General features: G+C 61.3%; 13 protein-coding genes and 2 tRNA genes. 5 read left to right on the top strand and 10 right to left on the bottom strand.

Features of this window, described 5'->3' with window-relative positions:
* Positions 1-282 precede the first annotated feature (282 nt).
* Positions 283-1,542: a ferritin-like domain-containing protein gene (locus tag L21_RS01800; RefSeq protein ID WP_256711963.1), complete on the top strand. Its 1,260-nt coding sequence runs from the start codon at positions 283-285 to the stop codon at positions 1,540-1,542.
* Between the two features lie 122 nt (positions 1,543-1,664).
* On the opposite strand, the gene L21_RS01795 is transcribed toward L21_RS01800, so the two are convergent.
* A complete protein-coding gene (locus L21_RS01795; RefSeq protein ID WP_074368793.1) occupies positions 1,665-4,061 on the bottom strand; it encodes a sensor histidine kinase in 2,397 nt (798 codons plus the stop codon).
* Positions 4,062-4,613: 552 nt separating this feature from the next.
* Positions 4,614-5,261, bottom strand: a complete 648-nt coding sequence (locus L21_RS01785; RefSeq protein WP_074368791.1) for a phosphoribosylanthranilate isomerase — start codon at positions 5,259-5,261, stop codon at positions 4,614-4,616.
* Between the two features lie 213 nt (positions 5,262-5,474).
* Between L21_RS01785 and L21_RS01780 the strand changes: the two genes are divergently transcribed.
* Entirely contained in the window at positions 5,475-5,912 is a 438-nt protein-coding gene (locus L21_RS01780; protein WP_143727182.1) for a hemerythrin domain-containing protein, read from the top strand.
* Between the two features lie 354 nt (positions 5,913-6,266).
* Positions 6,267-7,283, top strand: coding sequence for a DUF5677 domain-containing protein (locus tag L21_RS01775; RefSeq protein ID WP_074368789.1), 1,017 nt, complete (start codon positions 6,267-6,269; stop codon positions 7,281-7,283).
* A 330-nt stretch (positions 7,284-7,613) separates the two neighbouring features.
* Here the strand turns inward: L21_RS01775 and L21_RS01770 are convergent.
* Positions 7,614-7,687, bottom strand: a tRNA-Phe gene (locus tag L21_RS01770).
* A 137-nt stretch (positions 7,688-7,824) separates the two neighbouring features.
* Between L21_RS01770 and L21_RS01765 the strand changes: the two genes are divergently transcribed.
* Positions 7,825-8,799, top strand: coding sequence for a DHH family phosphoesterase (locus L21_RS01765; protein ID WP_074368788.1), 975 nt, complete (start codon positions 7,825-7,827; stop codon positions 8,797-8,799).
* Here the strand turns inward: L21_RS01765 and L21_RS01760 are convergent.
* Positions 8,786-9,571 carry a hypothetical protein gene (locus L21_RS01760; RefSeq protein ID WP_074368787.1) on the bottom strand — a complete coding sequence of 262 codons (786 nt, stop codon included), beginning with the start codon at positions 9,569-9,571 and terminating at the stop codon, positions 8,786-8,788. The two genes, L21_RS01765 and L21_RS01760, sit on opposite strands and share 14 nt — an antisense overlap.
* A gap of 42 nt (positions 9,572-9,613) precedes the next feature.
* Between L21_RS01760 and metG the strand changes: the two genes are divergently transcribed.
* The gene (metG, locus tag L21_RS01755) at positions 9,614-11,608 is read left to right on the top strand and encodes a methionine--tRNA ligase (RefSeq protein WP_074368786.1); all 1,995 of its coding nucleotides are present in this window, start codon (positions 9,614-9,616) and stop codon (positions 11,606-11,608) included.
* On the opposite strand, the gene L21_RS01750 is transcribed toward metG, so the two are convergent.
* The 6 genes from L21_RS01750 to L21_RS01720 all read right to left on the bottom strand — a co-directional run.
* The gene (locus L21_RS01750) at positions 11,583-12,098 is read right to left on the bottom strand and encodes a hypothetical protein (protein ID WP_074368785.1); all 516 of its coding nucleotides are present in this window, start codon (positions 12,096-12,098) and stop codon (positions 11,583-11,585) included. The two genes, metG and L21_RS01750, sit on opposite strands and share 26 nt — an antisense overlap.
* Positions 12,099-12,209: 111 nt before the next feature.
* Positions 12,210-12,512 (bottom strand): YunC family protein, encoded by a 303-nt coding sequence (locus L21_RS01745; protein WP_074368784.1) that lies wholly within the window; start codon positions 12,510-12,512, stop codon positions 12,210-12,212.
* A 105-nt stretch (positions 12,513-12,617) separates the two neighbouring features.
* Entirely contained in the window at positions 12,618-13,484 is an 867-nt protein-coding gene (nudC, locus tag L21_RS01740; RefSeq protein WP_256711962.1) for an NAD(+) diphosphatase, read from the bottom strand.
* 356 nt (positions 13,485-13,840) lie between these two features.
* Positions 13,841-13,915 (bottom strand) — tRNA-Arg (locus L21_RS01730).
* A gap of 79 nt (positions 13,916-13,994) precedes the next feature.
* Positions 13,995-14,384, bottom strand: a complete 390-nt coding sequence (locus tag L21_RS01725) for a DUF473 domain-containing protein (protein ID WP_074368782.1) — start codon at positions 14,382-14,384, stop codon at positions 13,995-13,997.
* Between the two features lie 6 nt (positions 14,385-14,390).
* Positions 14,391-14,769 (bottom strand): proteasome assembly chaperone family protein (locus L21_RS01720; RefSeq protein WP_178377661.1); only part of this gene is annotated, 379 nt, incomplete at its 5' end.

Genomic DNA, 14,769 nt, shown 5'->3' with positions numbered 1-14,769 from the left:
TCGCCTTCTCGTGCAGCAACACCCCCGGTGATGTATACGTTGCGGTCCCCCGGAGGGCCGGAATGGTGCCGGCCCGGATTATCCCCCGGTGTCATCGGAACTGCTCTCGATGCGGGTTCGAGGGTTGTTCTTTGCAAATTCGTCTGCCGGCCGTTAAGTTTTTGTGGCGTGACCGGCATGGGGAGCAACCCCCGGTTTTCCGGGGTGCGGGGGGACTGCAAGGTTCACCGCCCGTGCCGCCGTACTGCCGGGGATGCCCGTGCCGATGGATATGCGGGGGTTATGGAGGAAGACGAGATGGCGCAATTCAAACCATTCGAGATGGAGGGCATGCCTATCGAAGAGCAGCCCATGAACTGGAAGGATATGGTCCCGGCCCCGTACGACAAGAAGGCGGTCGACGCCTACACCCGGACCCGGGTCATCCTCATGAACGGGATCGAGAACAACGCCGTCCTGATGTCGCACGCGATCGAGCGAATGCACCCGGATCCCGGGGTGAAGAAGTCGATGGCCCTGATGCGGCGGATCGACTCCCAGCAGCAGGAGACGGTCAACTGGCTCAACCCGGCCGACCAGTCGATCATCGAGACCACCCTCGGCTACGAGCAGGTGGCGGTCGACCTCACCGCGAACCTGGCGCAGAACGAGCCGGATCCCTACGTGAAGCAGACGCTGGACTTTGCCCTGCTCGAGGACTTCGACCACCTCTACCGCTACAGCTGCCTCTACGACTACATCGAGGGAGGCGACCCCGACTCGATCGTCCAGGGCAGGACCGAGGTCAAGCCCGGCCGGCCGACGAGCATCGAGCACCGCCACCCCTATGACTCGATGCGCAAGCACTACGACAGGGATACGGCCGACATCAAGACGAAGATGAACTACATCACGATCACCGCCGGAGAACAGCAGACGATGCTCTACTACCGGGCGCACGGGTTCATGTATCCCGACGAGATCGCGCGGCAACTGTACGCCGAGATCGCGGAGATCGAGGAGCAGCACGTCACCCAGTATGGTCTGCTCGGCGACCCGAACGAGACGATGCTTGAGAAGATGGCGATGATAGAACTCAACGAGGCGTACCTCTACTACTCCTTTGCAGAGCAGGAGAGCGACCCGAGGATCAAGGGGATCTGGGAGAACTTCATGAAGATGGAAGTCACGCACTTCAACGAGTGTGCACGGCTCATCAAGCAGTATGAGGGCCGCGACATCCAGGATATCGTGAAGGCCGACGTCATCGAGCCCCTGGTCGTCTTCGAGGAGAACAAAGACTACGTCAACAGCGTCATCGACGCCCAACTCGATATCGCGCCGAACAACATGGAGTATGTGCGGATGCGCGACCTCCCGGACGACTGGGCGAGTTTCGGCTACCAGCGTGTCATGAATGCAAAGGGCGTCCCGAGCGAGGAGGTCGTCGGGAAAGCGGGCCCGACCCTTGCTGAGCGCGACCAGATGCAGAACATCAGGAAGGTCAAGCAGGAGATGGCTCGCCGGGTCGAGAAGGGCATGGCAGCGGTGCCGGCCCGGTGAATACCTTTTTTTGCAGCGGACGGAGCCCCGCGGGTGCGAAGAGCACGAAGCCACGAAGGGGAGTTGCCATACCCATCTGCCGAACTTCGCGTAACGACCGTGACGGATCCTGCGCCCGGCCGTTATGCATCCGGCGCCGAAGATTCGCCGCCGTCAGCCTCCCTGAGGGTGAACCGGAACGCCGCTCCTGCCTCCGGGTGGCCCGGCACCCGGTCATCAACCCAGATCTTCCCGCCGTAGCGGGCAGCAAGCATCCGACAGATCGAGAGCCCGAGACCCTGGCCGTTTCCCTGCCCCTTCCCCTGCTCGAACCGGGCAAATATTGTCTCTTTCATATCGTCAGGAACTCCCGGGCCGGTGTCGGCGATGGCGACCTGAACCATCCCTTCTTCCGCATCCTCGACGGCGATCTCTATCTCGACGCCCGGCCCGCCGTGCTTCTCGGCGTTGCCGATGAGGTTCGTGAAGACCTCGGAGAGGAGGTCGTCGGCGAAGACCATCATCTGCAGCCCCTCATAGGTGATGCGAGCGTCTGCATGGTGAGCGATCTCCTCGCGGATCACCCCGTCCAGGTCGACCGGGCGGAGCGCCGCCCGGCTCTCGCGGATCTTGCGGATCGTGGCGACGTTTGCGGTGATCTCGATGCTCTTTCGGATACCGGCCCGGAGTTTCAGCAGGTACTCCCGCTCCTTCCCGGAAAGTGCTTCATCGAGCAGTTCGGCGTAGATGTTCGTGACGTTGTCGGCGTTCCGGATGTCGTGGGTGAGGATGTCAAGGTAGAGGTTCGCCTCCCGGTGCGCCTCCTCGAGCCGTGAGTAGAGTATCCCCCGGAGAACCCCGCCCCCGACCTCACGGCCGACCGCCTCGAGGATCAGCCGCGTCTCCTTTGGGATCGCCCGGGTGTCGGTGCTCCCCAGCACGAGCGCCCCGATGATGGAGGACTCGGCGGCGAGCGGAATGAAGGCCAGGGAAACGGCGCCGAAGTCCGCGAGGATATCCAGATTCCGACCGGATGCATCTTCCCCTCCCTCGACGAACCACGGCTGCCCCGCGACGAACACCAGGTTGTAGGGCCAGTGCCGGAGGTCGAGTCTCCCGTTATGCATCAGGGCGAACTCCGAGACCTTCCGGTGGCACCGGACGGTCGCCTGCATCCGCTCCCCCTCCTCCAGCATGTAGATCAGCCCGAGATCGAATCCGAGGTTGTCAAGGACGGCGTCAAGCGCCCTGTCGAGCAGTTCGTCCAGGGTGAACGCGGATGCCGAGGCTGCGATGACGGCGTTCAGGACGGCGAGCCGTTTGTTCCGGATCAGGATCTCGTTACCGGCCCGTATCCGTTCCGTGACGTCGGCAAGCGAGAGCACAAGCCCCTGGACGCCTCCACGGGCATCCTTCACCGGCACGAGGCTCCAGTCCCAGTTGGTCGTCCCGCGTTCCGGCTGATTCTCGTAGGTGAACGGTTTTGCGTATATCCGAAACGGCTTGCCGGTATCGCGCACCCGCTCAAAGACCACCTGGTTCTCCGGGTTCGGGAAGAGGTCGAAATGGTTGCGGCCGAGGAGTTCCTCTTTCTTGTATCCCGAACCTTCTGCGTAGGCCGTGTTCACGCGAACGAACCGGAAATGGGGATCGAGGTAGGCGAGGTGGACGTCGGTGTGCTCCATGATCGTCCGGAGGACGTCGCGTTCTGTTGCAAGGTTCGCCGCGAGCGACTGGTTCTCGGCGAGCAGCCGCTCCCGTTCCGCGTCCACCTGCGTCCTGTGGGTGGTGTCCCGGGCAAGCAACAGGATCTCCGTGAGGCTGCCCCGGTCGTCGTAGACGCCCGTGGCGGAAAGGGAGACGGGAATTGGCTCCCCGGTCGCCGGCTGTACCGTGACCTCGATCCCGCGCAGGGGACCCACGGCCCCGGCCTCGAACTGCGCGACGAGGTCACGGCAGGCCTTCCTGTCCTCGGGGGCGACGTAATCTGTCCCGGGCGTTCCGATCAGGTTCCGGCGGTCTTTCGCGAGGAGGAGGGCTCCCGCCCGGTTCACGTCGAGGATCGTCCCGGCGGGGTCGCAGACGAAGTAGCCGTCGGGGGCGAGGTCGAAGAGTTCCCGGTAGTGCCTCTGCTCCGCTTCGAGAAGGCGGTGCTTTTGTTCGCTCTTCTTCCTCGCGGAGATGTCGCTGACGAGGAGGAGTACCGTGCCGTCGCCCGGAACCCGGACCGAGTATGCCATCCAGCGGTCGGGAGCGATCCGGCACTCCATCCCGGAGAGCGGTTCTCTGTCCCGGAGTGCCGCGAGCAGCCGCCCAACCACTCCCGCGTCGTCGATGAGCGGTGCAAGATGGGTACGGACGAGCGCCATCCCGTCCGCCCCGGTGAGATTCCTGGCGTCCGGCAGCGATAGAAGGCTCTGAAAGACCCGGTTGACCCGCACCACTCTTCTGTCGGCGTCGAGCAGGAGCACGCCGTCTTCGAGTTCGTCAATGGTGGCGCGTGGGATGAGCAGTTCATTGGATACTGGTGGGGAGGGCATGGTACGTTCGGCCGTTCTGTGTATCTGGGGTGGAACCTGATCGACAGTAAACTTTGGCATGCGGTGTTCCGGGGGAAGCCGGTCTTGCAGGCGGCGATATCGGCGGTTATGCGTGAAGATTTTACGGTCTGTTCATGGGTGAACATACCCTGCCGGGAGGGATAACTTTATATTATTTAGCGCATATGAGTAATATGTTACAACTGAGGTGAACAAAAATGCCAGGATTCGATGGTACCGGGCCCCGGGGTATGGGGCCGATGGCCGGGCGGCGCATGGGCCGGTGTGTCCTGCCGCCGCAGCCGCCGGCAGAGGGCAGCCCTGCCGGAGAGACGAGCGAGACCACCCGGGAGACCCCGGCTGAGCAGCAGCCGGTTTACGGCCTTGGGCGAGGCGGAATCCCATACGGGTGCGGTCGTGGCCGCGGCTTCGGCGGCGGACGCGGGCGCCGGTGGTGAAGACAGGAAAACTTTTTTTCGGGCCGGATAGCCTCTCGCAGAAAGAGCACGAAGCCTTCCCGGCGGGTGCAGGAGGACGGCCGAACGGGATGTCCTACCCGTCCAGAGCGTTCCGTGCTTCGCGAGCAAAAGCCAAAGTTCTCTCAGGGTTACGAACACCGTCTTTCTTGACGCCGGTATGCACATCGACCCCGTACGGGCGAACTTTCCGTATTGCGGCTCGGACGTTCTCCGGCGTGAGCCCTCCTGCGAGTATCACGGGGATTGCAGAGTCCGCCACGATCTTCGCACTGATATTCCAGTCGTGAGGGATCCCCGTCCCCCCGAGTCTCTCCCGGGTTCTGGTGTCGAGGAGGAGCGCGTCGGCGTAGGGCTCGTAGCGTCTTGCCGTCTCGATCGCCGATACGTCCGTCACGTGAACGGCTTTCACGATCTTGAGGTAGGGGAGAGCGTCGCGGACGGCGTCCAGTTCGGCGGGTTCGACGGCGTTCTGAACCTGCAGCGTCGTGCAGTGCGACTCTCTCACCAGCCGGATGAGGTTGTCCGTCTCCTGCAGGTGGGTGACCGCGACCGGTTCGATGAACGGAGGAAGACGGCGTATCATCTTCGCGGCTTCTGCTGCCGTTACGAAGTCGCTGCTCTGGTGGGTCACGCCCATGATGAACCCCACGGCGTCGCAGCCTGCATCGACTGCGCACCGCATATCCGCAAGGCTTGCGGTTCCGCAGAATTTGACACGCATCGAATTCTCTCTGTCTTAATGATAGATAGACTGTCTGCATAGCCGGCGGGCCGTGACGTCGAAGGGTGGCGGCAGATGCAGGTCGGCGTGGCCGTGGCGGCGATGGTGAGGTCGATGGAGTCTTAACAGCATGAGATCCTGCCAGGAACTCCTCGGGCGATACTGTTATCGATTCCGACCGGTGTCTCAGGGACGGTAGCCGGGGGAGTGTACGTGGACCGGGACATTATCGAGATGATCAGGCAGAATCACGAGCAAATCCTGGAGGTGCTGGACGATCTGGAGGTGCACGATCGCGCAGCCTCCGAGACCTACAGCGTTGCCAGAGGACTGCTGTACTCGCACATGTACGGTGAGGAGGTGACGATATACGAGCGGATGAGGTCCGAAATGTATGAACGCATCGAAGACTCTCTCGCCGAGCACAACTCAATCGGGATAGGCCTGAACCAGCTGGACCGGAGCGAGATAACCGGAACAGAATGGGTTTCTGCCGTCCAGGATCTGAAACGGGGGGTGCAATTCCATGTCGACAGCGAAGAGCGGCTGCTCAAGGCGGCCGAATCGTTCCTTGATGCATCAGAGCGGTTCGAGATGGCAGAACGCTTCCAGCGTGCCAAAAGGGCGCGATCCGGTTACACCCTGGCATGACGGGAATCGGTCGTCTGGTGGATCTGTTCGCGTTTCCCGTCTCGCTCGCTGCTTGCGTGAACTGGAGGGTTAAAAGAGGCTATTGGCCGAGCATCAGCGCTTTGGTATCGTTAGGAGCGCTTTGCTGGGATTGAGATTTGGCGGGATATGGGGATGGCCAGCGCTGATATACTGGACGTACTCAATTGCTCTCTGGATTGCCCGTGTGAGCACCGAGTCACCGTCTCTTTTGGAGCAGATAGGGCTATGGATACTGCAATTAGCCCGAAGTTGGGCTGTGGTTCCCGAGGAGCAGCCTTAACCAAGCATCGTTATGAAAAACGCTTTACAATATTATAACTGAAAGTCAACTGTATGGACCCAGTTGACAGGGAGTTTTGGATCGATTGCGCCGATGATGATCTCCAAACTATTTTTCGCAAACTCCTGTCTCGTGGTTACTCTAGAGAAGAGTCTATAGAGATATTAGCAAGCGGGGAGTTGGTTGATGTCCTCCTTGAGGAAAGAGAGATTGAAATTGCAGAACAAAAATATGAGGGGTACAAGAAGAATTTCCTTAAACTTCATGACCTCAAATGCGCTGCAGATGCCCAATTTTTTCGTGCGAATATAGAAAAATGGGGTGATTGCTTCGTTGCATGCGATGCCCTTCACGTACATGCGGTTTTCCTCAATAACGAGTACCAAAATGACCTTAGAAGTATCCTTTCTGATGAAGTGAAAAAGGAAACCAATTTCCTCCACTATTCGTTAATGGCTAACTACGCAAGGGCGTGCCAGATCTACGCTGAAATATTCTGCCTCCTTAAAAACGGATTTGCTAACGGTGCATTTGCTCGTTGGCGTTCGCTGTTTGAATTGCTGGTTGTGTCCGAGTTCCTCATGAAATGTGGAGAGGAAACAGCAAAGGCCTACCTGTATTCATGTAACAATGCTAAGGAAAAATACGAATGGGCGAAAACCGCAGCGTGCTTCAAAAATTTGAAATCGGTTCAGTTCTCAGATCTTAGGAAAGAGGTTGAAATTGCACATGATTTTGTAGCCTATGAGGAGTATTCATTATCACATAAAATGGTCCATGCATCTCCGTTTGGTATATTCAACGGTGTAGGCGTCAGAGAAAACGATGCTGGACTCTACGACGGTCCGAGTCATTGGGGCTTGGCAGGTCCCGCTATTTTAACAGTTAGGGTTTTTGCGGTGTTATCGGGCCTATACTTCATGCAGTACGATATCACCAAATGGAGAGCAATTGGAGAGAGTTTCGTTTACTGGGTAAAGGATATCACTGATAATTTCGTCAAACAGGCTGAAATCAATGGAGACTTGGATATTGTAGATGAATTTGATGATTTTGCAATTACGCGTTAGCAGAGTTATATGCAATCAGAGGTTTATGCGTAACAGTGCTAGCCCTTTTCGAAGGCCCAACGACGCGCATGTGAAGGGAATCAACCTTTTGCGTGGGGTTATATTGAGGTCATCCCGAAAGCCTCTGCCGGGAGGGGGGCACCCCCTCCCGGTCCCTCCCCCGAGGCGCGATAGCCCATGGGAAGCCGGATCTGCGTTCTGGTCGGACATTACCCAATCATCAGCGCGCGCATAAGAGCATTCCGGGTAATGCGCTTCTGTAATCCCTGAATGTTCTTAGGCTGGCCGCACCGAGTTTTTGAACAAAAACGTCAGAAAAGTTGCTCGAAGTGCCCCCGCCCGGATTTGAACCGGGGACAACCAGATCTTCAGTCTGGCGCTCTCCCAGTCTGAGCTACAGGGGCTTCTGCCCTACAATGTTATCGGTTGTTCCTAATAAATACTGTGTTCCCCGGACGGTTACCCGCCGGCACCAGGATGGGGGAGCGCGAACTGACCCATAACCGCCTGTTTATCACGGTGTACACCGATATAGAGAACAATGGCTGGAAGCGATCGAAAGCCGAACACCCGGGACACGAACCTGATGCAGGCGCTCTCCGGGAGGACGGAGCACGTCGTGCACCTCACGCACAACGACCTCGACGCCGTCGGGAGCGATGCCGTTCACCGCCGGAAATACGGAGACGTCTTTACCGTCTGGTCTTCGGTCGGCAAGTTTCTCTCCCTTTTCGACGCCGTCGCCGGCTCTCCCGGCCGGGGCGACCTCCTCAGCATATCGGATCTCGGCTACCAGCAGGGCGTCGAGCAGCGGCTCGCAAAAGCGCGCTCCAACGGGTGGCGGATTGAGTGGCGCGACCATCACCGCTGGAAGGACGAGGAGATCCGCGCCGTTGATGCGAAGACGAGCCTCCTCCACGTCGACGTTTCCACCTGCGCGACCGGGATCGTCGCACGCGACCTCGCCCCCGGCGATGCGGTGGCCGAAGAGATCGCGCGGGTCGTCTGCGACTACGATCTCTGGAAACACCAGGATCCCCGGTCGAAGATGCTCGGCCAGGTGGTGATGCGGAAGGGTTGGCGTGAGTACGTCCGCGACAACCTCGTCCGGGGCACGATCGTCGACGCGAAGGTCGAGAGCGAGTATAACGAGATCGTCCGCGAGATGGAGCGCGACATCAAAAAGAGCATCCGGCACACCACGATCATCGAGGACGGTCGCTACCGGATCGCGTTCGCGCCCCTCTACGGCTACCCGAGCGAGACCGCTCACGCCATCCGTGACGAACTCAAGACCGATATCGAGGTGATCGTCTCTTCGAACGGCCGCATCTCCATCCGTTCCGTCCCCCCCGTCGGCCACATCATCGCCCGGGAGTTCTCCGGCGGCGGCCATCCCCACGCGGCCGGGGGGACGTTCTCCTTCACCCTTCTCGACCGGCTCCTCTTCTGGCTCATCAAGCGGAACCGCCACTACCGCCGCCTTGCAGAGAAAGCGGAGTCTATCGAGGAATGAACGCCCGGTCGACCAGATTTTTCCAGTAGTCCGGACAGGACTCCTCGCAGTAGCCGCCCGCCTCGAGCATATCCGGGTCGGCGAATACGGTGGCGGCCGCGAGGTCCTTCCCCTCCGCGTCGAGCAGGATCAGTTTTTTGACGCGGAACCGCTCCATCAGGTCCGGCGCCCGGTCGAGATGGGCCGCCGGGAGGACGAGAGCGCTCTGGTATTCGAGCAGCAGTTCCAGGTCGAAGGATCCCGGGTTTCTCGGGAAGAAGAGAATTTTTCTGCCCGCGAGCACCTCGAGTTCGATCGCATCCGCCTCATCTGCGACGAGAACGTGACCCTGCGCACCCTGATCGCGCATCTCACGCGCAAGACGGGCGTACAGGTCCGCTATCGTCTCGGAGAACTCCTCCTCGTCCCCGATACCGGCGTCGCGGAACCCGAGCATGTGGGGAGCGGGGAGGGAGAACCATGCATCTTTGCGTCTTGCCCTGACAAACCGGGCGTCGTCGGCCACGGCTGCCGGGTCGATCCCCGGCTCGCCGACGAGAACCCCGTCCTCCATGCCGAGGAATGCCCCGCTCAACCGCTCGCCGTAGAAGACGCCGCCGGCGGCGGGAACCGCCACCCCTTCCTGTCCGTCGAGCGATCGCTCGAGCCGGTAGGTGGTAAGATCCGCTTCCACCCCTCTCTTCCCCTTCAGCCACTCCGCGAGCTCTGGAACCGCGGGTGTTCCGACCTCGGAACCGAACGACCTCACCGGGATTCTAATCTGTCGTGCCATGCGCTGGTATCTTTATTAGCATCGCAACCAGAGTAGATAAGGATGAGTGGTAAGCCGTTGCTGGTAACGTGCGGGCTCCCGTACACGAACGGTCCCTGCCATATCGGGCACCTGCGGACCTACGTGCCGGCGGATTTTTATGTCCGATATATGCGCCGGTCCGGGGAGGAGATCGTCTTTATATGCGGTTCCGATAACCACGGAACGCCGATCGTGATCAGCGCCGAGCAGGAGGGCTCGACGCCCCGCGCCCTCTCGGAGCGGTATCACGAGCACTTCTACGAGACGTTCCGCCGGATGGAGGTCGTCTTCGACCGGTTCGGGATGACCGACGATGCCATGAACCACGAGACCACCCGCTCGATCGTCGAACGGCTCATCGAGAACGGCTACGTCTACGCAGAGACCGTCAGCCAGAGTTACTGCCCGCAGTGCGAGCGGTTCCTCCCCGACCGCTACGTGGAGGGGATCTGCCCGCACTGCGGGGCGGTTGCCCGGGGCGACGAGTGCGACCAGGGGTGCGGGCAGCACCTGGAGCCCGGCGAGATCAAGGACGCGATCTGCAAGATCTGCGGCGCTAAAGCGGAGTACCGGGAGCAGGAGCATTACTTCTTCAGACTCTCGGCCTTCCGCGACTTCCTCCTCGACTACCTCCCGAACCTCAAAGGCACGTCCACCGCCCGGAACTACGCCCTCGGGTGGGTGAAGGAGCTCCTGCACGACTGGTGCATCACCCGGACGCTCGACTGGGGCGTCAAGTTCCCCGGACGTGACGACCTCGTCGTCTACGTCTGGGTCGACGCGCCGATCGGCTACATATCGTTCACGAAGGAGTGGGCACAGAAGGCGGGAACCGACTGGAAGGACTACTGGTGCGGCGACGACACACGGGTCACGCACTTCATCGGCGGGGACATCGTCTACCACCACTGCATCTTCTGGCCGGCGCTCCTCAAAGGGGCAGGCTACGGCCTTCCGCACGCGGTGGTCGCGAGCGGCATGGTCACGATCGAGGGGCGGAAGTTCTCGAAGTCCCGCGGTTACGTCGTCTGGACGAACGATGACTACCTCGATGTGGGCCTCCCGGCGGACTACCTCCGCTACTACCTCCTCTCCTACACGAACCACACGAAGGAGCTCGACTTCTCCTGGAAGGTCTACGCCGAGCGGGTGAACAACGAGATCGTCGGGACGCTCGGGAACTTCATCTACCGGACGATGTACTTCGCCGAGAAGGAGTTTGCCGGCGTTCCCGATCTCGCTCCCCGGCCGGAGGTGATCGAGGAGATCGAGCGGTCGCTCGCCGGAATCGACGGTCTGATGCGGGACTACGACTTCAAGAACGCCGTCGATACGATGATGGCGCTCGCGTCGTACGGGAACGGCTACATCCAGAACAACGCCCCCTGGAAACTGATCAAGGAGGACCGGGCGGCGGCACAGCAGGTGATCGCCGACTGCCTCCAGATCGTGAAGGCGCTCGTCCTGGTTTTCCAGCCCCTGATGCCCGATGCGATGCAGCGGGCATGGACGATGCTCGGCTACGAGGACGAGGTTGCCGATCATCCGATCGCGGAGGCCACGGTGCCGATCGGCGCCCGCCCGCTTCCAAAACCCGCCCCCCTCTTTACGAAGATCGAGAAGGAGCAGGTCGCTGCCCTCGAGGCGACCCTCAATGCGCAGGTCGAGAAGGCAAAGGCGGCCGCCGAACCGAAGATGCCCACCGTCTCGATCGATGAGTTCGGAAACCTCGATATCCGGATAGCAAAGGTCGTCTCGGCCGAACCGATCAAGGGCTCGAAGAAGCTCTACAAACTCGTCGTCGACCTTGGAAGCGAGAAGCGCCAGGTGGTCAGCGGGATCGCGCAGTTCTATGCACCCGACGAACTGGTGGGCAGGGACGTGGCGCTGATCGCGAACCTGGCTCCCGCAAAGATCTTCGGCGTCGAGAGCCGGGGGATGATCCTCGCCGCCGGCGACGAGGCCTCCCTCCTCGTCCCCCTTCGCCCGGTCAAACCGGGGACGAAGGTCCGCTGATCAGGACGACCCGGTCGACCCTGTTTTTCTTGAGCAACTGGTCGTAGACGACGACCCGCCAGTCGCCGCCGGGTGAGAACGACCGGATGCCGGAGTGGTAGGTGTCCGTAAAGACGAGGTCGGGCTCGTCGGTGATCCAGTAGCCGGAGCGGCCGTCGACGGGGAGGTAGAAGATGTATGCGGCCCGGCCGTCAGCGGGGGTCGTGTTCGTGAGGACTGCGGTCTCCACATTATGGAGCACTCCTCCCGGGTCGGTGAGGTAGACCCGGCACTCCGTGAGGTTGACGGCATCCGCAGCAATCCGTATCACCGATGTCCCGTTGTAACCGGCGACGGCCTCCACCGGGGAGGCGGAGGAGCGCCCCGGGACCGTGATCCCCGCCGTCTCGCCGGGCGGGAGAAGAACAGCGGCTACGGCGGTCATCATCACTGCGGCGATGACGACGGCGAAGATCGTCGCCGTCCCGGTGGAGATGGAGCCCCGCTTCACGAGCAGCCATTGTGCATCACCTTATATTTGAAACTATGGGTGGAGCGGGGCGGAGAGAGGATGGTCGAGGAGGAGGGAGGTTTGTTTTTATAACGGGGCAGGCCGGGCGTTCTAAAGCCGGTCGAGCGCCTCGCGCCCGGTCATGCCGACGGCGACGCCGCGCTCCCCTGCATGCCTGTTCGCCCCCTTGATCTCGCCGCGGAGGAGGTCATCGACCGTCTCGATCGAGGATGCGCCTCCTGCGGGCTTGACGCGCGCTGCGGGGTAGCCGAATTTTTCCAGCGCATCGACGTCGAACGCGCCGCAACCGACCATCCCCGCATCGGTCACCACCGCGACAAGGTTCACCGGGCCGAGGGGTATGACGTAGCCGTCGGCCTCTCTTCCGGTCAGTCTGACCGTTTCGTGCTGCATGAGATGTAGTGAGCCGTCTGCCGTCATCAACCCCGTAGTTCATACTCTCCGTTGAAGCGAATCCGGGTGAGAACCATGACCGGACGAACCCGACGGGTGTACTTCTTAGATCTCCCGCCGGATCCAGGCCTCGATCAGCGCCCGCGATATGCTCGCTCCCGTTGGGACAGCGGGCAGGGCGTCGCGGGTGAACCAGCCGGCGGCCTCGATCTCCTGGTTGTCGACCCGGATCTCCCCTCCGGCGTAGTCCGCGACGAAGCCGATCATGAGCGAATCGGGAAACGGCCAGGGCTCGCTCCCGAAGTACCGGAGGTTTCGCACTGCAATGCCGACCTCCTCGCCGACTTCGCGGTGGACGGTCTGTTCGAGGTTCTCACCGGGCTCGTTGAAGCCGGCGATGACCGAGAAGAGCCCTGACGGGAAGCGGGGGGAACGGGCGAGCAGGACCTCCTCCCCCTTCTTGATCAGCACGATGATGGCGGGGGAGATCCGGGGGTAAACGATCCGGTTGCAGGCCGTGCAGATCCGTGCCCGCTCGGTCGTGACCGGGCGGGTCTTAGCGCCGCACCTGCCGCAGAAGGCGGTCGACCGGTCGAAGTCGAGGATCCGCACGGCATAGGAGGCAACGGCAAGGTCGTCGTCCGGAACCGTTCCGCGGAGTTCCCTGACCGGCGACGGCTGCCAGCCGGCCGGCGGCGCGGTACCGGCAGCGACCTCGGCAGCGTAGTAGACGACGTCGCCGCGGGTGCCGAGGTACGCCGGCGCACCGCACGCGAGACCGGCGGGGAGCGGGTCCGGCATGAGGACGGTGCCGGGTGCCGGTTTGCTCGCGAAGAGCACGGAACTCTCCCTGACCAGGATCCAGCGCTTCTGTTCAGGCGGTATGTCCTCCGGTTCCGGATAGACGGGGAGGAGAGGGCGGACTGCGTAGAACGAACGGTGCTCCATGCGTATAATCTCGGTCTGTATCACTGAAATATCTCCCGATTACCGGCAGGAATCTACCCGTTACAGGAAGTATTCCGGCTCCTTCCGATTGCTTTACAGCGTATGAAGGCGCAGTGATGCGTCTTTCGGCCCGGGTTTCATCGATCCGGCGTGTTGCGGGCAGGTTTTGGTGCACGCACAGCAGGTGATGCACGTTGTCGTGTCGATCAGGGCGCTGTCCCCGGGATCGATGGCACCGACGGGGCATCCGGTCGGGCGATGCCGAGTCTCTCTCATCCCCGACTCGGAGGAGGTGCCGAAGTCCCCCCGGCTCTCTATGCCCGAGAACGAGGGATGGGGCTGGCCATACCTGTTACTCGTGACTGAACTTCAAAAATCGACGGGCCTGGGGGGATTCGAACCCCCGGCATCCGGGTTAGAAGCCCGGCGCTATGTCCTGGCTAAGCCACAGACCCCTGTGGTATTCCCATACATTTTGGTCGCGTGGGGATATTAACCCTTTGAGGGTCGGGAGACGGGTAAAAAGGGGAGGTATCATCCGGCCCGGTAACATGCCGACCGGACGATCTCGACCTTGGTCGGGTCTCCCCACTTCCGCCCTTCCACGTCGCGGGCGAGGGTCATCCCACGGAACTGGACCTTGATCCGGGCGGACATCCGCTCCCGCTCCTCGTAGAAGAACGAGTTGGCGACCTCGATCCGTCTCATGCCGATGCTGAGGGCGAGGAGATCGACCATGATCCCCGGATCGCCGGGTGAGAGGTCTTCCTCGTTGACCGACGTCATGAAGATGCACTCGCCGGGGGCAGTCTCGGTCAGCGTGATGATGTTGTGGGCGCTGTTCAGCTCGAGGGTGCGGGCCTTGCCGCTCTTGAGTTCGGCAATGACCGACGGCGAGATTCCGGTTAACGCTGCGTACTTCATGATTCCTCACCCGTACATCGGCAGTTGTTCTCTCCGGGGCGTGGCCTCGGTCTTCTGCACCTGTTCGGCTATCTGGGACATTGCAGCCTCGATCTCCACCGCCTGTTCGAGCAGCGGCTGGATGTCCAGGTTGAGGCCGTAGATCTGGTTCAAGACCTCGATCGTGGCCGCGGACGACCGCGGGTCGGGGGTGTTCACCGTCTCGCCGAGGAGCCCTATCCCCGGGATGCCCCGCGTCTTGCACTCCGTGAGGAGGCTTGCCGCGACGCCGGATATGCTTCCCATCGGGAGGATGATCGTCTTCTCTTCGACGCGCTGCAGCACGCCGCTGCTGGTCGCGACCCCGAAGACCCTCTTCTCCGGTTCGTTCGTGATGATCCCGGCC

The sequence above is a fragment of the Methanoculleus chikugoensis genome, from assembly GCF_900095385.1.
GTDB classification, from domain to species: Archaea; Halobacteriota; Methanomicrobia; order Methanomicrobiales; family Methanoculleaceae; genus Methanoculleus; species Methanoculleus chikugoensis_A.
This window is presented reverse-complemented; position numbering and strand designations above follow the sequence as displayed.